This is a genomic window from Oribacterium sp. FC2011 (assembly GCF_000701645.1).
In the GTDB taxonomy this organism is placed as follows: domain Bacteria; phylum Bacillota; class Clostridia; order Lachnospirales; family Lachnospiraceae; genus Oribacterium.
Window position 1 is genome coordinate 249,915 of record NZ_JNJM01000003.1, and the last position, 21,854, is coordinate 271,768.

General features: G+C 40.0%; 19 protein-coding genes and 1 pseudogene. 5 read left to right on the forward strand and 15 right to left on the reverse strand.

Translation table 11 applies throughout. The features are described 5' to 3' along the window. Positions 1-12: 12 nt before the first annotated feature. Positions 13-252: a hypothetical protein gene (locus T357_RS0103915; protein ID WP_031548916.1), complete on the reverse strand. Its 240-nt coding sequence runs from the start codon at positions 250-252 to the stop codon at positions 13-15. Between the two features lie 360 nt (positions 253-612). On the opposite strand from T357_RS0103915, the gene T357_RS19940 reads away from it, so the two are divergent. Further along, positions 613-915: a hypothetical protein gene (locus T357_RS19940; RefSeq protein ID WP_031548918.1), complete on the forward strand. Its 303-nt coding sequence runs from the start codon at positions 613-615 to the stop codon at positions 913-915. Positions 916-1,213: 298 nt separating this feature from the next. Here T357_RS19940 and T357_RS0103930 read toward each other — a convergent pair whose 3' ends face one another. The 5 genes from T357_RS0103930 to T357_RS0103950 form a co-directional block, all read right to left on the reverse strand. After that, positions 1,214-2,218, reverse strand: a complete 1,005-nt coding sequence (locus T357_RS0103930) for a hypothetical protein (RefSeq protein ID WP_049962250.1) — start codon at positions 2,216-2,218, stop codon at positions 1,214-1,216. Positions 2,219-2,886: 668 nt separating this feature from the next. Next, entirely contained in the window at positions 2,887-3,558 is a 672-nt protein-coding gene (locus T357_RS0103935; RefSeq protein WP_031548924.1) for a hypothetical protein, read from the reverse strand. Between the two features lie 3 nt (positions 3,559-3,561). Beyond that, positions 3,562-3,981, reverse strand: coding sequence for a hypothetical protein (locus tag T357_RS0103940; RefSeq protein WP_031548928.1), 420 nt, complete (start codon positions 3,979-3,981; stop codon positions 3,562-3,564). Beyond that, positions 3,953-4,405 (reverse strand): DUF4869 domain-containing protein, encoded by a 453-nt coding sequence (locus T357_RS0103945; RefSeq protein ID WP_031548932.1) that lies wholly within the window; start codon positions 4,403-4,405, stop codon positions 3,953-3,955. Before T357_RS0103945 ends, T357_RS0103940 begins: the two co-directional genes overlap by 29 nt. A 61-nt stretch (positions 4,406-4,466) precedes the next feature. Then, entirely contained in the window at positions 4,467-4,706 is a 240-nt protein-coding gene (locus tag T357_RS0103950) for a hypothetical protein (RefSeq protein WP_031548935.1), read from the reverse strand. A 374-nt stretch (positions 4,707-5,080) separates the two neighbouring features. On the opposite strand from T357_RS0103950, the gene T357_RS0103955 reads away from it, so the two are divergent. Next, entirely contained in the window at positions 5,081-5,293 is a 213-nt protein-coding gene (locus T357_RS0103955) for a hypothetical protein (RefSeq protein ID WP_031548938.1), read from the forward strand. 439 nt (positions 5,294-5,732) lie between these two features. On the opposite strand, the gene T357_RS19945 is transcribed toward T357_RS0103955, so the two are convergent. Further along, complete coding sequence (locus tag T357_RS19945; RefSeq protein ID WP_049962251.1) at positions 5,733-6,725, reverse strand: hypothetical protein; 993 nt, start codon at positions 6,723-6,725, stop codon at positions 5,733-5,735. Between the two features lie 471 nt (positions 6,726-7,196). Here T357_RS19945 and T357_RS19950 point away from each other — a divergent pair, with 471 nt between their 5' ends. After that, positions 7,197-7,931: a hypothetical protein gene (locus T357_RS19950; RefSeq protein WP_049962252.1), complete on the forward strand. Its 735-nt coding sequence runs from the start codon at positions 7,197-7,199 to the stop codon at positions 7,929-7,931. 367 nt (positions 7,932-8,298) lie between these two features. On the opposite strand, the gene T357_RS0103975 is transcribed toward T357_RS19950, so the two are convergent. Next, positions 8,299-9,684 carry an O-fucosyltransferase family protein gene (locus T357_RS0103975; RefSeq protein ID WP_031548949.1) on the reverse strand — a complete coding sequence of 462 codons (1,386 nt, stop codon included), beginning with the start codon at positions 9,682-9,684 and terminating at the stop codon, positions 8,299-8,301. Between the two features lie 12 nt (positions 9,685-9,696). Beyond that, positions 9,697-12,570: a non-ribosomal peptide synthetase gene (locus T357_RS0103980; RefSeq protein WP_031548952.1), complete on the reverse strand. Its 2,874-nt coding sequence runs from the start codon at positions 12,568-12,570 to the stop codon at positions 9,697-9,699. 119 nt (positions 12,571-12,689) lie between these two features. On the opposite strand from T357_RS0103980, the gene T357_RS0103985 reads away from it, so the two are divergent. Then, on the forward strand, positions 12,690-14,459 hold the full coding sequence (locus T357_RS0103985; RefSeq protein ID WP_031548954.1) for an MATE family efflux transporter: 1,770 nt from the start codon (positions 12,690-12,692) through the stop codon (positions 14,457-14,459). Positions 14,460-14,580: 121 nt separating this feature from the next. Here the strand turns inward: T357_RS0103985 and T357_RS0103990 are convergent, their stop codons facing one another. Continuing rightward, positions 14,581-15,951: an MATE family efflux transporter gene (locus tag T357_RS0103990; RefSeq protein ID WP_044916009.1), complete on the reverse strand. Its 1,371-nt coding sequence runs from the start codon at positions 15,949-15,951 to the stop codon at positions 14,581-14,583. A 378-nt stretch (positions 15,952-16,329) separates the two neighbouring features. Between T357_RS0103990 and T357_RS0103995 the strand changes: the two genes are divergently transcribed. Then, positions 16,330-16,779, forward strand: coding sequence for an Hsp20/alpha crystallin family protein (locus T357_RS0103995; protein ID WP_031548959.1), 450 nt, complete (start codon positions 16,330-16,332; stop codon positions 16,777-16,779). A 262-nt stretch (positions 16,780-17,041) separates the two neighbouring features. Here the strand turns inward: T357_RS0103995 and T357_RS0104000 are convergent, their stop codons facing one another. The 5 genes and pseudogenes from T357_RS0104000 to T357_RS21675 form a co-directional block, all read right to left on the reverse strand. Continuing rightward, positions 17,042-18,082 carry an ATP-binding protein gene (locus T357_RS0104000; RefSeq protein WP_031548962.1) on the reverse strand — a complete coding sequence of 347 codons (1,041 nt, stop codon included), beginning with the start codon at positions 18,080-18,082 and terminating at the stop codon, positions 17,042-17,044. A gap of 350 nt (positions 18,083-18,432) precedes the next feature. Further along, the gene (locus tag T357_RS0104010; protein WP_330373080.1) at positions 18,433-19,344 is read right to left on the reverse strand and encodes a permease; all 912 of its coding nucleotides are present in this window, start codon (positions 19,342-19,344) and stop codon (positions 18,433-18,435) included. Beyond that, positions 19,337-20,398 (reverse strand): DUF362 domain-containing protein, encoded by a 1,062-nt coding sequence (locus T357_RS0104015; RefSeq protein ID WP_031548967.1) that lies wholly within the window; start codon positions 20,396-20,398, stop codon positions 19,337-19,339. The genes T357_RS0104010 and T357_RS0104015 overlap by 8 nt, the downstream gene beginning before the upstream one ends. Positions 20,399-20,485: 87 nt before the next feature. Further along, the gene (locus T357_RS0104020) at positions 20,486-20,722 is read right to left on the reverse strand and encodes a hypothetical protein (RefSeq protein WP_155991215.1); all 237 of its coding nucleotides are present in this window, start codon (positions 20,720-20,722) and stop codon (positions 20,486-20,488) included. A 388-nt stretch (positions 20,723-21,110) separates the two neighbouring features. Then, positions 21,111-21,854 (reverse strand): annotated as a pseudogene (locus T357_RS21675) (IS200/IS605 family accessory protein TnpB-related protein); the annotation flags it as partial.

The following is a 21,854-nucleotide window of genomic DNA, read 5'->3' on the forward strand; positions in this document are numbered from 1 at the left end:
TTTAGTTCTTGATCAATTCATACCTTTTATACAGAAGATTCCATCCCGTATAAAATCTTTTGCATCTGTATCAAACCTCTGCTTGTAAAGATACTCCTCCTGGTCAAGTACTTCTCTCCTTTTTTCACGGAATGCTTCTACATTCATGCCACATCTTTCTGCAATCTCATAATCATCGTAGCCGGCAGCATACTTGATTCTCACGTCTATGTTCTTAACCATAATTGTTTTCTTCATAAGAATCCTAAACATTATATCCTCCCAATAATCATTTGATTAAAGATATATATTGTTATAGAAATAAAATGTATCCGCCATTGTATTGGTCACGGATGCAGCAATGTGTTTAAAAAGAAATCATTTTTGGTGTTGATTCTTTTTAAGTTATACATACAGTAACATATGGGCATAGCAAAAAAATGTGCATTAAAAAAAGAGGGCGGATAGCCGTTACTGTTCACTGCCCAGCCAAATAGCCTATCTCGTAACCATATTTTCTATTCAATAATCTTCAAAAAAGTCAGTAAAATAGCGGGTTTTCGCTATTTTTTTATTGCACTTTATATGGTTATGAGATATAATAAACGCATAACCATATAGGAGGTATTTTAAATGGCTATCATTAAACAGTTCGACAAAAGAACAGGCATCACTTATGTTTATGACTCCAAATCCTACTACGATAAGGAGAAGAAATGTTCCCGTGCCAAGCGAACATTGATAGGTAAACTCGATCCAAATACCGGCGAAATCATTCCTACCGATGGTAGAAATAAAGGTGCAAAATCACAACCAAAATCCCCTTCTCCTGAAATAGATAAGGATAAACGTATTCAGGAATTGGAAGACGAAAATCGTCAGCTTAAACTTCAGATCAATGCACTTAAGAAAGAACTCGACCGTATCAATGCTTAACCCTTATCAGGAGGAACAGTATGACTCTTCAGGAAGCTCATGCACTACAACGCCGTGAACGTTTCCATTCAAAAAACAAAGCAATGCATCTTCTGTATCCATCTTATTTACTTAATTTGGCTGGGTAGTGAGCAGTAACATATTGTTGAGATGACAATTATCAGACACGGGTGGACCTGGATGATTCAAGGGAAACGGGATGTGGTCTATTATGTTCATAATATCGTGTAAAAAAAATCCCACACCGAGATCAGTTCTCGATGTGAGATTCAAAAAAAATATTATCGGCTGCAATAAACTATGAGCTTACAGTAGTCTCATTATAATACTTCATTACAGTTTCTCTTGAAGCATTTTCATAGTTTTCGTTATTTGTGACTGCGATATATAACTCATCAAAGTCTTTAACATATACCTTTAGACTCTTAACCAACGCCTTAAGTCCACGTTCATTTTCTTTGGCTGTTGCTTCATTCTCAATAGCATCTGCATAAGTACACAAACCTTTCACCTCACTTTCAACTTCTCTTGTCATTTTAAGACCATAAACTGACTTTAGTTTCATAACCTTTTCTGCTCCAGTGATCCGTTTATCAAACAGATCTGTAAGCATCCGAATCATTTCATTCTCGGCATTCTCGTGGTCATGGTTTTTACTGATATAGATGATGATCGCATTGAGAATATCATACCTCGGATCATCTGAATTACTACCAAACAAAAAACTTTTGTCAATACTATAAACCTCAATTGAATTTGCTCTGATCTGCGCCGCTTTTGTGCAAAGCCAGATGGAGTACACCTTCTTTATATTCCCATACTTTACAGGGTCATTACTGTCCGTTGTAAACTCAACTCCCTGCTGTGCCGAAATCATACGGCAGCAATAGAATAAGGCTCTTAGCGGTAAATCATATCCTGGCTTATCTTCATTTTGTGCTTCAAGATTTATGATGAGCTTTATAAACTCTGACCCACCTTTGCCAGGCAATCTAAGATACGTGCGTATATCGTATCTGTCCAGACCTTCTTCGTTCAAATACGCTTCGGTATTCAAACCATCAATACGTTCACCTGCATTGGTGAGCCCGCTGTCAATATAAACCTTACTGACGAGAACATCACCTTCTATACAGGCTTCAATCTCGTCATAATTCATATCCCGGCACTCAGATACAACTTCCTTGAAAATCCTCGCAAGCAATGGTTTATATGCAAGGATATTTTTTACCGTCATATCCAGCCGGATCTTATCGGGGTCTGTAGCCACTATGGCTTTCCCCAATCCTGTAAATTGTTCCATATCTGCTCCTAAAGTACAGCGAGAAAGATATGAACCTCTCGCTTTGATTATATATCAGTTCTGCGCAAAGCTGATAATAAAATTTGTATAATCGGGAATGATCATTCTGAAAAGAATTTCTAGGATTAATCGTTAGATGTCTCATGGACGTTAGAAGCATATCACAACTCAACAGTTTTTCATATTGTCTAATTTTAGACCATACGGTCCTGGAGGAGGGGGGACAAAAAGACGGCTCTCGTTAAGGAACCGCCCTCTAGTTATTTAAAATCAATTAACACTTAACATGATTTTATTATTCGCAAATGAATATGTTATAAAGTCAGGTGCCTGTCAACATAAAATCCATAAGATATGTGAATTTGAACTTTTGATTTGATCCTCTGGACATTTCCAGCCTCCTATATATGATAAAGGGTTTCATTTTCTTTGTACGTTATACCCATTATATCATCCTGCACGATTTAAAGGACAGGTTTGTAAATGTCATCTGGAATACGGGACAATCGTGGCAAGCTCTCTTGAGAATTAAAAAAGCGGGCAAATAGCATTTGAAAAAATGCCATCCACCCGGAAACTTAGCTTGTATTCACCATAGAGCTTTTGTTTTTTCTGCAAGAATCATTCTGTACTATCCTTGTCATTTTACTATCCGGCATAATGCTGCTTCATATAGTAGAGATGATTCTATTTATGGTTTCCGATTGAAACAGTTCCTTCATCTTCTCATTTCCATCTCTGATTTCTGGATTACCACACTTATTTTTATCAGGGCGATCAGACACACAGCAGTCTTTGTACCAACATTCGCCCATTAGCTTTCCCTTTATAGACCACTTTTCGTTTTCCGTCAATTCACCTGTAAGAGATTTCATCACACGTTCTGTTGAAAATCTCTTGAATCCGGATAAATACTGTAGAGTCTTTTCATTTTCTATTTTTGACAGATTTATCCTATGATTCTCAACAGCAGCTAGTATATCCTCTCTCATTCTGATTTTATCTGTTTTTCCTGACCCGGTCCATTGAACCAGTTTATCAAATGCCAGAATCAGGTACTCAAAGGAAATCATATCAAGTATTATGACCTTTCCATCAGATACATCGGAAATAGATTTCAACAGTCTATACTTATTGCGAATGTCTTGATTGTCAACCACATAATCAAATGCAATATAGTACTTATCTTCATCATTCAGATTTAAATCATCCAGTGCATCCAAAATACCTTGATTACTAAATTTGCTTTCAACTTTAAGGGTTCCATCAAAAATAAGTCTGTTGACTAATTCCCAGAAATGAAGTCCCGCTCCGGTATCTTCCGTCCACAGATATTTCATATATCAAAGCTCCTCTTCCAATGTGATCCTGTTATCGTTAAGTTTTAATACTTTAAAACTATTATCAGATACATTTAATCCATCACAATTTCTTGAAAAAAGCATATACTGATTGGAAAATTCAAAGTTGATAAATTTTTTGATATCATCATCAAGCAAAATATCAGCATTATCCACCACTATAAAATTATGTCTGCACTGCTTTATGGATGTAACAATATCATCTGATTTATAGTTAAAAAGTTTAATAGCTTTATATTCATCGGTAAGTCTTAAATCTTCCAGAATTTCATAGAGAACCGTTTTCCCTGTTCCACTATCTCCACCTACAAGTGTTATTCTGTCATCAAACTCCAGATCATATGAAAATGGATCCGCTTTAAACAATATCTTCTTATAAATCAAGTGCTTCTCTCCTTTCATACTCTCTTCTCCACCATCTTTGATATCCGGTTCCACCTGTGACAACATCTGTATCGTTAAATCTGATTTTTACATCATTAGGTATAGCAAAGAGAGAAGGCCTCGACATATATATCTTGATATCATCCATAGTGAATATTACTTGCAAAACATTTGGACCACATTCTTCAACACATACTACTTTTTCAGGATGTTTCACAATATTAAGCAATGTCTTGCACCCGGAAGACAAATTACGAATTGTTCCTATGCCATACTTTGTTTCTATATGCTTATCAGGTGTTATCTTGGCACCATCAATTTGTTTGATAAGTTTAATGTCTTCATCAGAAAGGTCTTCATTACTTGTATTTAGATTAAAATAGAGATCATTTTGAAGAATCCAGTCTTTTGATTCTTTTTTCTCTGTATATATATCTATCATACTGCCACCTATTGTATGCCCATTCGTATTTTATATGACATTTAGTAACTCCGTTTGTACATTAAAAATCAGATAAATCAATTTCCGGAGATACCTCTCCCATTTTAAAATTACGGATTGCTTTATCCATATCCTCTAACGTACGTGTGGAAATACTATCTGGAACTGTAAGTTCTCTAGGCTCTAAAATAATGCAACCATTGTCATATTCCTTAACATTATAGTACTGAAACAAAGCACCTCTTAGCGTTATTCTTTTCTTGCTATCAATATGAACTGTGTAATCTTTTACTGCCATCATGATTCTTACCTCCGTGGTGGGATATCCCACTTACTATTATAATATACTTAATTATGCGATTTGTCTATGAAAATACATTGTCGGGAATGATCATTCTGAAAAGAATTTCTAAGATTAAAACGTTAGATGTCTCATAAGACGCTGGCATCATATCACAGACCGATATATTTTCATATAGTCTGAATATAGACCATATGCATTTCCCTCAGACCATGATATGATTCTCAGGTCAAAGGAAATAATAGTCAATTATTTCAAAAACAATCCCACTTTATCAAAAATTCATTAAAAGCGGCTAGGTATAGTGTTATACTCAAGCTAAGAAAGTAATTAATGAAGGATACAGAATTAAACATTAACTTTTGGATGAATATATGATCCTTGTCGAAAGAATAAGAAATTTTCTTTCGGAAACCAATGATATATCAAAAGCTGTTGATGCAGCTGTAGTTTCGTGCATTAATGATGGAATTCTAACTGAGTTCCTAAGTATTCACAGATCGGAGGTGTTGGACGTGTGTATAACCGAATTTGACGAAAAGACTTTTATAGAAGGGATTAAAGAAGCTTCTTCATCAGACAAGTAGAATCATTAGAATTTCAAAAAACAGAGACGGCTCTTACGAACCGTCTCTGTATGTTATTTCGAATATTCATGAGACAGGTACCCCTTATCAAATGCCTCCGGATACGGAAATATTAGCTGTTTCCCATCAAAATCAACATAAACATTTTTGTCTGTATATTTGACGATAAAACCCTTACCATGATCCTTATGGAACACCACGTCGTTTTCATTTTCCGGAATACTATCTACGGTTTCTGTTTCTTTATCCAGGATACTCTTTGAGCTTGATTTAAAACTATCCAGATTCAAAGTCCATAGAAAAGAATGTGCATCCTTTACTTTCTTTCACATTATAAATAAACAAAATGTACCCACACCGGGATAGTTCTCGATGCGGGTACCTGAATATTGGAACCGGGTAAAAAAATAATTCAAATCAAAGTACCAGATTCAATAAACTAAGAGTTTACAGTAGTCTCATTGTAATACTTCATTACAGTTTCTCTTGAAACCTTTTCATATTCTTCGTTTTTTGTAACAACAGTATACAACTCATCAAAATCGCTTACATATACCTTTAGACTATGAACTAAAGCCTTTAATCCTTTCAATAGCGCTTCATTCTCAATAGCATCTGCATAAGTACACAAACCTTTCACCTCACTTTCAACTTCTCTTGTTATTTTAAGACCATAAACTGACTTTAGTTTCATAACCTTTTCGGCTCCATTGATCCGTTTATCAAACAGATCCGTAAGCATCCGAATCATTTCATTCTCGGCATTCTCGTGGTCATGGTTTTTACTGATATAGATGATGATCGCATTGAGAATATCATACTTAGGATCATCTGAATTACTACCAAACAAAAAACTTCTGTCAATTTTATAAACCTCAATTGAATTTGCTCTGGTCTGAGCAGCTCCGGTGCAAAGCCAGATAGAGTATACCTTTTTGATATTCCCATACTTCACGGGATCGTCACTATCTGTAGTAAACTCAACTCCCTGCTGTGCCGAGATCATACGGCAGCAGTAGAATAATGCCCTCAGCGGTAAATCATATCCGGGTTTATCTTCATTCTGGGCTTCAAGGTTTATGATGAGCTTTATATACTCTGAATCTCCTTTGCCAGGCAGCCTGAGATACGTACGTATATCGTATCTGTCCAGACCTTCCTCGTTCAAATATGCTTCTGTATTCAGTCCGTCTATACGTTCACCTGCATTGGTGAGCCCACTGTCAACATAAACCTTACTGACGAGAACATCACCTTCTATACAGGCTTCAATCTCGTCATAATTCATATCCCGGCACTCAGATACAACTTCCTTGAAAATCCTCGCAAGCAATGGTTTATATGCAAGGATATTTTTTACCGTCATATCCAGCCGGATCTTATCGGGGTCTGTAGCCACTATGACTTTCCCCAATCCTGTAAATTGTTCCATATCTGCTCCTAAAGTACAGCGAGAAAGATATGAACCTCTCGCCTTGATTATATATCAGTTCTGCGCAAAGCTGATAATAAAATTTGTATAATCGGGAATGATCTTTCTGAAAAGAATTTCTAGGATTAATCGTTAGATGTCTCATGGACGTTAGAAGCATATCACAACTCAACAGTTTTTCATATTGTCTAATTTTAGACCATATAGGGCCTTGAGGGACTGATGGTGTGTTCCCTTAGGTTAAATCATTATCCCTATTTCCGTATATTACTTTTTAAATATGTGGTAAAATCTTGATATGAATTGATAAATTCCGTACAAACTTTTAAATATAGCCGTCAAGCTAGGAAAGCAGGATTACACAACTTCATTATGATGATAATTTCAGCGGATTCATGGATATGATCTATGAAACTATAGGTTGAGATATTACTCCTACTTTATCCATAAATCATTAACGGAGGCGTTAAAATGAAAATATCAAAAGTACTTGTCTCTACATTAGATATTGCTTTCACCATTGGTATATCATCTTTAGCAGGCAATTGGGGGAAGAATTCCAACGGATGGTTTTACTTGAACGATGATGGATCGTACACCACATCTCAATGGCAGTGGATCGATGGAAATAATGATGGCAACGCTGAGTGCTATTACTTTGATGCCGGTGGATATCTTCTCACAAATACAATTGTTGATGGATATGAAGTTAATTCTGACGGAGCATGGACAGAAAACGGCATTGTTCAAATAAAACAGATTGCTTCAAACGCCATAGGTTCCGGATCACTTCAGCCGGGAAAATACTATCAAAAATCCAGTTATACAAACTACACCATATATCGTTCGGGCAGTGGCTATGAATCAGGGACTAACTATTTCGGAGAAGACAAAGATGAATACATTGTTCTTTCCGGAACAACAGATAAATTGAATTTTGAATACTATAATTGGACCACAACCCGAGAGTACCCGGAAATAGATGCATTAAAAATGAAAGGAACGTTTACTCGGAATTCTGATGGTTCTTATTCAGTAAAAAACATTGATCATACTGAAAGAATCAATGGAAAAATATGGTATCCTGACGAGTTGGATTTCACTATCTCTTCTATAAGCAATATCACAGATAATTCATTTGTTATTTATATTCACTCTGAAGGTGATGGTGGTTATGACACATATACAACTATGATTAGGGAATAAAATATGCAACCTCTCTTCTATCAGTAATGATCAAGAGTTACTATTATCAATAAAATTAACATAGTATATAAAGAAAGCCGGTAGTTGTACCGGTTTTCTTTTATTTCAATATATTAAGTTCTTACCAATAATTATTTGTTTGTCAGGTATTCCTTATCAAATGCCTCCGGATATGGAAATATCAGCTGTTTCCCATCAAAATCAACATACACATTTTTGTCTGTATACTTGGTAATAAAACCTTTTCCATGATCCTTGTGGAATACCTCTTCTTTTTCATTTTGCTGTATACTATCTTCGATTTCTATTTACGGTGATCTCGGTATTTACCATACCGCTGGTGGCACTTTTTGTTCAGTAAGGTATTTTAGCTCTGAGTATCGTCCATCATGCTTACAATATCCTTGTGGATGAACTTGCCCTCATTGAAGGCTTCGGCTATCCACACACCATTGCACATGCAGTTGGCCAGGAAACTCTCGCACCTGGAGAGCATATACATGGCATAGATGTAATTTACCGTGGTGTCCTCTATGGATGCCTGATATGCTTCTTCGGAATGAGTTTCTTTTTCAAGATCGGAGATATATTTAAGGTTCTTAAAGTCTTCGACTTTGTGGCGCTCCTGAGAGACGGTGATAACCTTGTGAGGAAATGCCTTTAGCATCTTGCTGAGGTAATAATCATCCTCTGTGGCCACAAAAATCCTGTCGTAATTATATTTTTCCATACGCTCAGCTATGAGACTGATGCATCTGTCGATGTCGCTGGGGTGGAAAGAGTCTTCAAAATTGGCAATGATAAAATCCGTTCCCCTGAGTAATACGCCCAGGGTCTTTTTGTTTCCAAGAAGCAGGTCGGCATATTCCTTCATATCATTTAAAAGGGCCGGCTTTATAACATCCAGGCTTATACATCTTGTATTTCGCTGCGTGAAATTATTCAGGGCAAAGCAGTTAAAGCACTTGACGAAGGCGGTGTTGGTCTCATCTGCATCTTCAGGCTTTTCATCAATCTTAAAATACGTGGTCAGAAGTTTATCGGTGTAGCGGGTGCTGCCGGGAGCTATATATATCTTAATTCCCATTTTTTCAAGGGCTTCCTGAGCTTTGAGATAAGTGTTTAATACACTTCCGATGCCCTCGGTCTTTCTGATGGTGAGCTCTACATATTTGAGGTCTTTTTTAGGAAGATCTGTGATCCACTGCAAAATGAACATGCTGTGGAACAGGCCCAGAGAACAGAATCTGTCCGGTGTATTATAGACGGGGTAAAAGCTCTTTTGGACATATATTGACTTTTCCTTCTCAGGGATAAAGCACAGCACTACCTTATCCTTAAGCCATGGGAAAAGAGTTACCTTGCGGTCCCTGAAGGTTACCTGAAGATTTGTGTGCTTCAGGATAAGGTCTGCCAGGACAAGGCTGTATTCATTGGCCTCTTCGAAGAAGACCTCCTGAAAGCCATCCAGGATGTACATATTTATCTTTTCAAGATCTGTCTCGTCATAGAAATAATACGGAGGAAAGAACAGTTCGCTCTTGTAAAAATCGCTGTCAGGGCAGGCAGGATCAGCTTTGGTATACCAGTCATTGTCGTCATAGCACATATCAAAATCAGCTGCACCTTCGTTGTGAACGTGAAAGCGACTTTCGCCTCGAAGAACATATTTCAGCGCTTCGTGAAAGAGACCCGGTGTGCAGTCAAGTTCGCGGTAATTGATGTTGCTGTCATACTCAACAAATGTAAACATATTTATTCTCCTTTATTCTCGTTTCCATTTTTTGACTTCTTCAAGAATCAGTTTTACAAAGCGCTCCATGCTCTCTTTTTTATAGTGATTGGTGGAGTAGTAAAGAAGCATGTCAACCTTGTTATCATCAGGGTGATCGGTGATGACCAGGGACAACAGTCCCGGTGTTATGTCAAAAATCCTCAGATCCTCGCTCTTTTCCGTAAGGTTTTCAATCTCTCCCTGTTCCATAAGGCTTCCGAGATGATTGAAATGCAGCATGTCAAAAAAGTCACTGATAGGGAAAAGAGTATCTTCAAGTTCCGGGTAAGCCTTTAGACATTCCATCTGCCTGTTGATGATATCCTGAGTGTTCTTCTCTTTTCCGAGATATAAGGGAAGGAAGCGGGCGATAAAGCCTGCAGTGTTCTTCCTGATCTCATCGTCTCTCTCACTGGAGGTAACCCATAGCATACCCTCGCCTGTACCGTTGTATTTTCCCATGGCACGAAGGGTTGCTGTGATAAAGAAGGCGTCGTTTATTCCGGGCCCCAGGGTGGCAAAATCCGTAACCTTTATCAATTCGGATTTTTCGGGAGGACCATCGGTATCAGGCTTTGGAAATATCTTTCTTCCCTGCCAGGATGAGGAGTCTCCCATGATATCCTCATATTTCTTAAGTGCACTCTGACAGGCTTCTTTGTCCTGCTTCTTTAAGGTGAGCCGCCGTACCATCTCGAAATAGTAATCCGGCGGTATCTCGTAGGCTTCATCCATGTAGCAGCGGTAGATCTGATCTCTGATTATCTGTAGAGATGTGCCGTCGCAATTGGAGTGATGGATATTGTAATACAGGTAATTTCCATCCGTGGTCCTATAGATATAGAAGCAGTAGAGCTTATCTGTATCTGTTAGCTTATTTATCCTTATCTTCCTGACATCCTCCAGCTCTTTTTCGGTGATATCAAGGATCTTTACCGGCTCTTCATATTCTTTTACATATTTCTGATAGTATCCGCCATTCTCCTCATACAGCTTTAGATTCAGGACGGGGTGGTGGGAAATGACCTTCTCGATGGCTTTTTTAAGCCTGTTAAGATCCACATCCTTTTTAAGCTTCCATAGGCTGGGAACATTTAAGAAGGGTGATGCCGGACCTACCTTCTGCATGTCCACATGGAGTATCTGACCTTCCAGCTGCGGCCATACTTTTTCTCTTGCCTCATCATCCAGCTGCTTCATTTTTCCGGCATCTTCTTTCTGATGCCAGTTAAGTGAAAGCTCTTTTGGAACTCTGCACTCCGAGAGAGTCCTGTAATCCATTTGTATTCCTATTTTGCTGCATTTTTCCACGAAGGTTATGGCGGTGAGTGAATCTCCTCCCAAAAGGAAGAAGTCATCGTTTACGCCCACCTCTTTGATGCCCAGAACCTGGGAAAAGAGATCACAGATCAGCTTTTCGGTGTCGGTTTCGGGGGCTATATATTCTCTTTGGGGCATGTCTGAAGTTTCCGGCGGCAAAAGATCTTTTCTTGAGAGCTTTCCGTTTGGATTAAGGGGGAAGGCATCCATTCCCACAAAGAACGATGGGATCATATATTCAGGCAAAACCTTTAAGAGATCTGAAGTATTAAATGTGAACTTCCCGTCCTTAAGAAGGCCTTTATCTTTTGCCTCACTGTTTATGTAGTATGCCACCACAAAGGTCCTGCCATCATTGGAAAAGCCCTTGGCTACAACATGTGAAAGTCCTGTATTGTCTTTTATGACTTTCTCAATCTCAGCGGGTTCCACTCGATTTCCGTTGATCTTGATCATGTCATCATTTCTTCCAAGTATGTAGAATCTACCTTCTTCATCGCGCCTGGCCAAATCACCGGTGTAGTAGTAGCCGTCCCTGAAGACCTCTTTTGTCTTTTCCGGCAGATTGAGATAGCCTCTCACATATTCGTTCTTAAAGCAGAGTTCTCCTGTTCCGGGGCCTTCCACGCGGTTTCCGTCTTCATCCACCAGATGAAGGTCGATGTCGAGAACGGGCTTACCCACAGGGGCAGGATCATAGGGCTGAAACAAGGGCTGCTCCAAAACGATAAATCCGGCTTCCGACATGGAGTAACTGTTGAGGATAGTAATATCTGTGTTTGGCGACCAGATCCCGTTGGCAGGCTCTGAACCTACTCTTATCTGAGACAGACAGGTATCTGCGACATTGCAGAGTCTCATATAGGAAGGGGACAGAAATGTGCCCTGTATCCCGTTACCCTTGATGAAATCAAGGAGTGCAGGCAGATTTCTTACCAGGTCCTTGCTGATAAGGTATATGGTACGACCTTTTACCAGATATTCACCAAGCAGAATGACGGAGGCAACAAAATAAAAGGGCGGAATAAAGGCTATTTTGAACGGAGGATAATCTTCCTGCTCCGGATAGCATTCTGCCATTTGGGAAAGATTTCCATATTCATGGATGACGCCCTTGGGATTTCCTGTGGAGCCGGAGGTGTAGATGAGATAAGCCATATCATGGGGATCTGCATCTGCCTGACCCTGGAGCGGTGAGAAGCTGTTTTGGATCTCCTCATACACTTCATCGTCAATTACCCTGGCGCAACCGGAATCCTGTTTTATCTTTTCGACTCTTTGTTCCGGATATCCTTTCTCTAAAGGCACAAAGCAGGCGCCGGCCTTAAGAACTCCTAAGAGGCATGGAAAGAAGGAGATATTTCTTTTCATGATGATAAGAACTGTATCGCCGGGGCCTATACCCTCTGATTTTAAGGCGTTATAGACCCTGCCGGATTCCTGATCCAGCATCTCATAGGTCATTGTGCGGGTTTCGTCTATGGCTGCTATCCTGTCGGGATAGCGGCTTGTGATGTCAGAGACTCTTTTTAAAAAGTAATTCATTTGCGATAGTACTCCCTAAAACTGATCTACGTATTTTTTATCATTGTCTTATTATATCATTATCATGTACGCGATATGGTATATTAATATATAGAAAATAATTATCGAGGGGTGGCGGAATGAATACAAACGACCAGCTTATCAAAAAAACTTTTATCGGAATATGGATAGTAGCCGGTACCAGTATGCTGTTTGGTATAGCCTGTGTGATGATAGATGCCATCATGACGGGACAGTTTCTTGGAAGTAAAGCGGTGGCGGCAACAGGTCTTGTGCAGCCCGTGACGATACTTATAAATATGGTGGGGGGACTGTTCGGCCCGGGCCTTGCTGTGGTCTGCACCAGATATATGGGCATGGCAAAGAAGGATAAGGTGAATCAGGTATTCGGTCTCGTTATGACTGTTCTTTTTATTCTGATGGTAGTTCTTGCATGCCTTCTCTTTGTCTTTTCGCCTGCTATCGCAAGTACTCTGGGTGCAAGATCCGATGATCCAGACATCATTCAGATGGCTGCAGATTACCTTAGGGGATTTGCTTTTGCAGCTTTGCCCATGGGCATCAGTATGTCTCTGGCGGAGCTTATGATGCTTGATAATGACAGACAAAGGGCCATGGGTTCCATGCTGGCCACACTTCTGTGTGACTTTCTTTTTGATTATCTCAATGTGGCTGTTTTTTACGGCGGAATGTTTGGAATGGCTATTGCCACAGCCCTCAGCAATGTGGCAGGACTCCTTGTTGTGCTGTCCCACTTCACCAAGAAGGAGAGAGTTCTGCGCTATTCGTTTCCCAAGATGGATATGGGTGAGCTAAAAGAAGTTATTCTGTGCGGAATCCCCCATGCGGTCTCACTGGGAAGCCTTGCCCTGAAGTCTATTTTTTTCAATACCTTTCTTCTGACCATTGCCTCAGAGGTGGAACTCTCAGGTCTTTCCGCAGCCTGTTCCTTCTTTTCCATAATGAATGCCGTGGGGCTTGGACTGTTTAACACCACATCCTCTTTGACCAGTCTTCTTTTCGGAGAGGGTGATGGCAATTCCATAGTAAGGACCTATACGTATTCAAAAAAGATAATCATAAGGCTCTTTGGTGTCTTAATGGTGATACTTCTTTTGCTGGCAAACTTTGTAGCCCGGGGTTTTCTGGATCCATCAGCCACAAAAGAGCTTCTGCAGGCCGCAAGGTTTATAAGATTTATGGCAGTTCAGTATTTCTTTTTCGCACTTTCCTACACACTCTCGGGAGTGTATCAGTCCATCATGAGAAACGGCTACAGCTATCTTTTAGTGGCACTGAGGGAAGGAATTTTGCCTGTGGTATGCTGCCTGGCTCTCGGAAATATATTCGGTATAAGTGGATTTGAAATGGGCTTTATAGTATCCGGAGTATTGATGCTAATTATCACTCTCCTTCTTCCGTCAGCGGTAAACAAACGATTCTCCTTAAAGGCGGAGGACATGGTCCTTATGCCTGAGGGAATAACTCCCAGGGAGGATGAACTTTTTGAGGCTTCCGTTGGCAGTATGGACCAGGTATCTGCTGTTTCGGAACAGGCCAGGGAGTTCTGCCTTAAGAGAAATATGAAAAAGAGAGATGCCAACATGACAGCTCTTTTCCTGGAGGAGAACATCATAAATATACTGACCCACGGTTCAGACAGCGGTAAGCCCATAAATGTGGACGTCAGGGTCATTAACAGAAATGATAACCTTATTATACGTTTCAGGGACAACGGAAGACCCTTTGATCCCGTGGAGTGGTATGAAAAGAATCATCCTGAGGATCCCACCAAGGGCCTTGGAATCAGGATAATCGTGGGACTTGCCACGGATGTGAAATACATTCCGGCCATGGGCTTAAATAATCTGGTACTTACTCTGTTTTAAAATATTGTCGTTTGGAGTTTACAGGCTTGAGCTTCATAACTGTCTATGATATATGATGATCCTCGCTTGTTGCAAAATGGAAAGTACTCCTCATTATAATGGACTAAATGGATCACCATCCCTACATTGCCGGCTTCCATCCCTCCTGTTTCCTTATCCTGGCATACAGGACATATGAAACGATAACCACAAAAAAATCCGCAACCGCCTGAGTCCATACTATGCCCATTACTCCGAACAAGGCATTAAACAAAAACAGTATAGGAATGTTGAAAACCATCTGGCGTATGACTGCAAGAAAAAAGGATTCTTTGCCCCGTCCGATGGCCTGGGTAAAATGAAACATGGAAAAGCACAGGAACATCAGAGGAGTTGCGATGCATCTTGCCCTGAGAAACAGCGTTCCGTAATGGACTGTTTCCGGATTATGGATGAAAGACTGCATTATAACAGGTGCCATAATGTAGTACATCAGAACACTGGTGATTCCTATCAGAAGTCCAACTATCCGTGCGAATCTGAAGATTTCATCCATACGTTCTATGTCGCCTGATGAGTATGAGTATGCTATAAGCGGTACCATCCCGAGGCAGATGCCAATGCCTATATTCAGAGGCAGACGCTCCGCTTTAAGTACGATGCCTATGGCAGCCAGCTCGATGTCTCCGTAAGAGGCTGACAAACGGTTTATAACGATGTTGCACAGATCAAACAGCAGGAGTCCTACTGCCGCAGGTATTCCCACATCAAATATGGAGGCAAATGACTTTGCCGTAAGGTGTTTTCCTGTCGGGCGGAATCTGAGTATGGTATTATTACACGCCTTGAGATAGGTGACCATAAAATATATGGACGCCACAATATTGCTGAGCATGGTGGCTATGGCAGCACCCATGACCTGTTTGCCGTCCGGAAGAATCATAAACATAAATACGGGATCCAGGATAATGTTTAAGACACCACCCATACTGAGTCCAAAAGAAGCTTTTGAGGAAAGCCCGATACTTCTGAGCATGGACGATGCAGTGTTGTTGAAAACCACCGGAACTCCTCCGAGGACCACCACAAAAAACATATACTGACGGGCGTACCCGATTATTTTGTCACTTGCTCCCAGAAGTGTTAGAAATGGAGTCATCACAAAAAAGCAAAGGATTGAAAAAACTGCTCCTGCGATGATGGCCATCCACATACATGTTTCTGATACTCTTGATGCCTCTTCATCCTCTCCTGCGCCTATAAGTCTCGCTATGAGAGTTCCACCACCTACTCCGAAGACATTGGAAACAACTATGGTGAGCATAAACACAGGAAGAACCAGCGAACATGCCGCCACCATATAGGGATTATTGGTCCGTCCCACAAACCATGTATCTGCCAGATTGTATATTAAAGTTATCAGCTGACTTGCTATAGCCGGAAGTGCCATAACCATAAGCGCATGTGAGACTCTGTCCTTTTCGAAAAGAAATTTTTTATCTGCTTCTGCCATAGTATGTCACCTCTTTATGTATGTTGATTATTGCTTAGTCTGTCACATCATTTTAGATAATATTATCATGTTCCTTAAGCACAAAAAATATTTAATTCCACGAAAACATCATACTAACATCTTTTACAGCCTTGCCAATAGATTTTTCCAACTTCTCGGCAGATTCTTTAAAATCATGCTCACACGGCATAGACAGTTCACAAATATTTCACAAACATTATTAGCACTCACACTTGACGAGTGCTAATATGAGTGTTATAACATAATCGAACAGAGGAACAGAGAAGACCAAAAGAACGGGATGTTCCAATGATCTAATCCCTCCTTCCCCTTGCTCAGTATCTATTAACAGTATTGAGTGAAAAGGAGGTAAGCATTATGTTAAGACCTAGTATTTTTGGAGAAGATTTATTTGACGACTGGTTCGCATTCCCGGATTTCAGAGATCTGGACAGAACCGAAAGAAAGCTGTATGGCAGACATGCCGACAGGATGATGAAGACCGATGTTCATGAGCATGACGATCACTACGAAGTAGATATTGACCTGCCCGGCTTCAAGAAAGAAGAGATCAGTCTGGAGCTGAACAATGGATATCTCATTGTCAGTGCAAACAAAGGTCTGGATCAGGACGAAAAGGATAAGAAGGGCAAACTTATCAGACAGGAGCGTTACTCCGGATCAATGCAGAGAAGCTTCTATGTCGGTGAGAACATCACCGAGGAAGATATCAAGGCAAGCTTCAAGCATGGTGTTTTGAATCTCATCCTTCCTAAGAAGGACAAAGAGAGGCTTCCCGAAAAGAAACAGATACTCATCGAAGGATGATGTTAAAAAAGGCCTGCGGCTTTCCCGCAGGCCTTTCTTTTCAATGATTCTATCTATTGCTTTCGACAACTGTTTTCCTTCAGACATTATAGCATGGCAAGCAGAAACATCAGGATAAATCTGCCCACGCAAAACATTTTGCAGACATTATGCAGACATTTCGTAGTATTTCTGTTTTAATCCAATTAACAAAAAAAGGAAGCGGCCGCTATTTCTTAATATTCTTAGGCATTTCTAGTTTTATTTCCTTGTTTGGGAGACCTTATTCATAAGTTTTAGCAACAATCTCAAATCGAGGAAGTAGCAAAGAAATATAACCATGTCCCGAAGATATGATTATACCTCTTTTTATCAGTCTATCACGGTATCTTGAGAAAACAGCAGATGTCATGCCTGCCTTCTTACATATTTCACTGACTTTGGTCTCATCCTTTTTTATTGCAAGAATGACTGTTCTATCCTGCTTTGATAATGAGGACAATATTTTTTTGTATACAAAATCATCAAGCATATCATCAAGCTTGAGGAGAATTTCTCTTAACTCCATTTCATCTCTATATTCATAATATAGAAGACCTAGCGCTTGGAATGCAAAAGCATATCCCTTAGTTATCCGTGCAAGGTTCTTGGCATTGTCTTCATCAATCTGAAAAATATCTGCATACTGTTTCGTTATTTGATGCAAGCTTAGTGGTTCTAATGTTATTTTCGGGGTTCTAAGCAAAAAAGTAAGAGCCGGGTCGTTCTGGATTGCATAGATATTTTCATATAATCCTGTCATTAACAGGAAAACCGGATAATCTTTTCTAACAAAAATTTGAAACTGACTCGCAAAGTGACGCATGTTGTCATCATGCATTACTTCATCAATAGTAATGATTACTTTTTTATTATGCTTTTTTAATGAAGAAAGTATATTATCTATGATGCTTACGTTATCCTGAGGAGTATCATTTCCATTAACACCAATACCAAAACCTGCGATGGATATGTTGAATCCCTGTTTAAAGAAATTCGGGATTTTCTTGCAGGAATCGATCAAACGCATAGCACAGTCATTGATAAGATCCTGCGTTGAATTTAGGTCTATTACAATCCAATCCTTATCCTTCCCAAGTTCATTTGTTATTGAAGTCATAAATACAGTCTTGCCACTTCCTCTGATTCCTTCGATAAGATATGCCTGACTGATTGGATTGTCAGCCTCAAATGTACTTAAGATCATATCCGTATTTTCATATCTGGATATATATTCATTTGGCTGTTTTCCAAAAGTAAGAGTAAATGGATTATTCTTTTTCATAACATGACATCCTTTCATAATTCTTCATAATCCATTATACTTTCATAATTCTTCATAATTCAATATAGTTTTCATAAACTTTCATAATTAAATTACAATGCTTCTATATATTTCCTCGTTTCTGTATCCACAATGTATATCTTCTGGTTTCCATACGGATCACCATTTGAGTATGTTGAAAATAGATCCAATGTCAGTACTCCTCCCAGGTCAAGAGGATATTCTAACCTATAAAACATGTCATATAGAACAATAATCCCAGAAATAGGTCATGATCCCATAACCTTCCGCGTAGAATATGTTCTTAATGATATATTTCTCCAACATATAGTCCTCCTGTCTATCATTATTCAAAAAATAGAATTCACAATCATACCTGAGAAAAACGAGAAAAGCATAATAAACACAATGTATAATGCGAAATGCTTCCATCCCATGGAAATCTTTAAGGCTCCAAGATTAGTTATCTTGGTAGCCGGTCCTGTGATCATAAATGCGGAGGCACTTCCCAGACTCATTCCATCCAGTAGCCAACTTTGTAATAACGGAATCGTACCTCCGCCACACGCATACAGCGGCACACCTATAGTGGCTGCCATCAGAACGCCCCATGCCTTATTTCCGCCAAACATATTCACCATCACATTCTGTGGGATATATCGCTGAAACAATGCCGACAGCAGAATTCCTATAAAAAAATATAATCCGGTAGCCTTTATATTCCTTAAGAAGTTCAGCAGATATCTTATCAGCAGATTTGGGTGTGTATCATGATTTGCACGCTCTTCAAAACCTTCAAAATTAAAATATTCTTTGTCCCGATAGAATATAAACATCAGAATTCCGGCGGCACATCCGCATAAAAAGCAGGTGACAATACGTATCGCAAGAACAGTCATACCAAGAGCTGCACTGTATATGATCAGCTGTGGATTTAAAAGAATCGATGCCATCATAAATGCTGCCAGCCAATCTTCTCTCATCCCTTGTTTACGAAACGACGCAGCAATCGGGATCGTTCCATACATACACAGAGGCGACAGGATTCCAAGAATGCAGGCAGGGATTATCCCTAAAAGTCCCAGTTTCTTTCCCTGAAGTCTTGCAAAAGCTCCATGAATTTTATCCTTGGCAAACACGGATATAAGTGATCCAATCGCCATGCCAATGATCCAATACATGAAAATCTGACGCAGTTGGATTTCAAAATAGTACCATACATAAATAAATTCTCTTTGAATCAACGCAATAATGTCATTCATCTATATTTACCAATTCATAGCCACGGCTTCCCAATCCGATTTCTTCTGCATGCTCAAGTGTATGAATGCCGTGAAGGGATTCCATTCTGTTTACAAGAGCCTCATTCCCTTCTGCTTCATATATTAAATCAACACATGCCTGATCAAGGGCAACAGGATCATAACTTGCAAGAATGCCTATATCATGGATATCAGGTTCAGCAGGGTTCCCGTCACAATCGCAATCAACAGAGAGTCTGTTCATCACATTGATATAAACGATATGCTCGCTTCCTACATGATCGTTAAAACCTTTGACCATCTCTGCAAGAGCTTCCAACCATGCATCCTGATCGCTGTACCATATACTTCCGCTTGTTTTGGTACCTGCTGTATGGACATACACTTTACCGCTAGGTGAGGATATGCCTATACCAACATTTTTTATCGCACCACCGAATCCTGCCATGGCATGTCCTTTAAAATGAGAAAGTATTACCCAGTCCGTATAGTTTTCCGCATGACTTCCCACAATGATCTTGTCAAGTCGGCTTCCTCCGGACATGGGCCATTCCACCTCACCCTCTTCATCCATCAGGTCGAAGTCAGCAATAACGGTAAAGCCGTGATCCTCTGCCACCTGCCTGTGCATGGCGGAGCTTGACCGCGAACCGCCATATGCGGTATTGCACTCCACTATTGTTCCGTCAAGCTGCTGTACAAGATTACCAATCAGTTCCGGTCTTAAATAATTGCTGGCCGGTGGTTCTCCGGTAGATATCTTCACTGCTACATTGCCGGTTGGCTGCCAATCAAGCTGCTCGTATATCCTTACAAGTCCTTCCGCGGTTATATCCTTTGTAAAAAATACAACCGGGAGTTCTGCTGCACTTTCTGTTTCCAGATCAGACTCCTCAGACGATATCTCATTTCTTTCCTCTTCTGCAACAGGAGCTTGGCTATCTTCTTTTGCAGTCAGTTCAGTACCACTCTGTACCTGATTCTTATTGCCACAACCAGCCAAAAGTGATGTCATAATAAATACTATCATTGTAAAAGCAAAAGCTTTTTTCATCGAAGCTAACCTCCTTAAACCGAAAGCCCTGCCTGATAGGCATTATGCATTGCAGAGGTCTCAATCACCTCTCCCTTTTGCCATACTTTATAAAAGCTTTAGCAGACAGTTATTTGTTATCTCAAAAATGGACTGATATACATAGTCCACATTTGCCTCTTTCATGGCCCCCCTCTGTTTATCCGTTACCGAGGTGTAAGGATATATTCCAAACATAAATGGGAAGAATATGTATATAAAATTTTGAATCTCCTGAACAGATTTCTCAGGGCAGAACTTTGTGATTATCCTGCATACATTCTTCATGGACTCACCATAAGCCACCTTGGATCGTCATCCGCTGGCTGGTTACTGACATAAGAAAAGTGCCAGACCCATGAGTTTTAATTCTCATGAGCTGACGCTCAATATGCCTTTATTCTTTTGCAAAAGAAATGGACTCGGAGGTGAAGTGTTTTTGTTTTCCTCATTTCTTTGTCCATTGTAAATATAATACACTCAAAAACGCCTGAAAACAGACAGCAAGCGGACATTTTGCAGACATTATGCGGACATTTTCAAAAAAAGTCCGTTTTAGTGAAGCCTCACACGACTAAAGTCGCGTGCTTCCAAATTTAACACAAAAGAGTTTCTGGATTTTCCCGAGAATCTTTTATATTGTCTCCTTTAGGGAGACAGAATTCCTTTCTACTATACAGTCTAAACTCAGAGATCACGCGACACTCAGGTTGCATAATTCCGCATTAAGACTAATTAACGTAGATAAGGTGCATTGGCTTCTCTTGGCAGCCGCAGGGACTTTTGCCTGCAGTGCCAACCCTTCACTCACGGTCAGGGATTTTAAGATCTCACGGACAAAGTATCTTGATCCAATATTATATGTTGCATTAAGGTCACAGTTATAATACTTGCCCGAACTGAATTTACACATGGAGTAGCTCTTAAGCATGGGATCGGTAGTCATCCTGTTACGTCGCTCTACATATCCGGAGCCATCGAATGCCAGTCGGGAAGTTCCCCAGGCATTGATGTGGCTGATCCTTATAAGATTGCGATGAGCTTTATTTGCCACGACTGCCTGCACATAACGGGATTTCCAGAGAGCAATCTTCTGTTTTTTGGAACCGGAACCTTTACGCCCGAGATCAAGATGCTCAAACACGATAGTATCGCATCCGTACAGAACAGCTTTATCCACAATCCATTGAGCTGTTTTAACAGAGATATCTTTGTTGATGCCCTTGATGACAGCCCACTGGTGCGGACACTTGCGATTACCACGCTGTTGCATCCCTTTAAGCCTGTTAACAGCAGTCCAAAGACAGTCGTATTCTCTTGAAAGAGATAATGATTCCCTTCCAAGGACCGTGCCATCTGACTGCATTACAGACGCGGTTGCAGCGTGGTTCATCCCAAGATCAACAGCAAGGATACGCTGTGTCCATATATTTGAAGC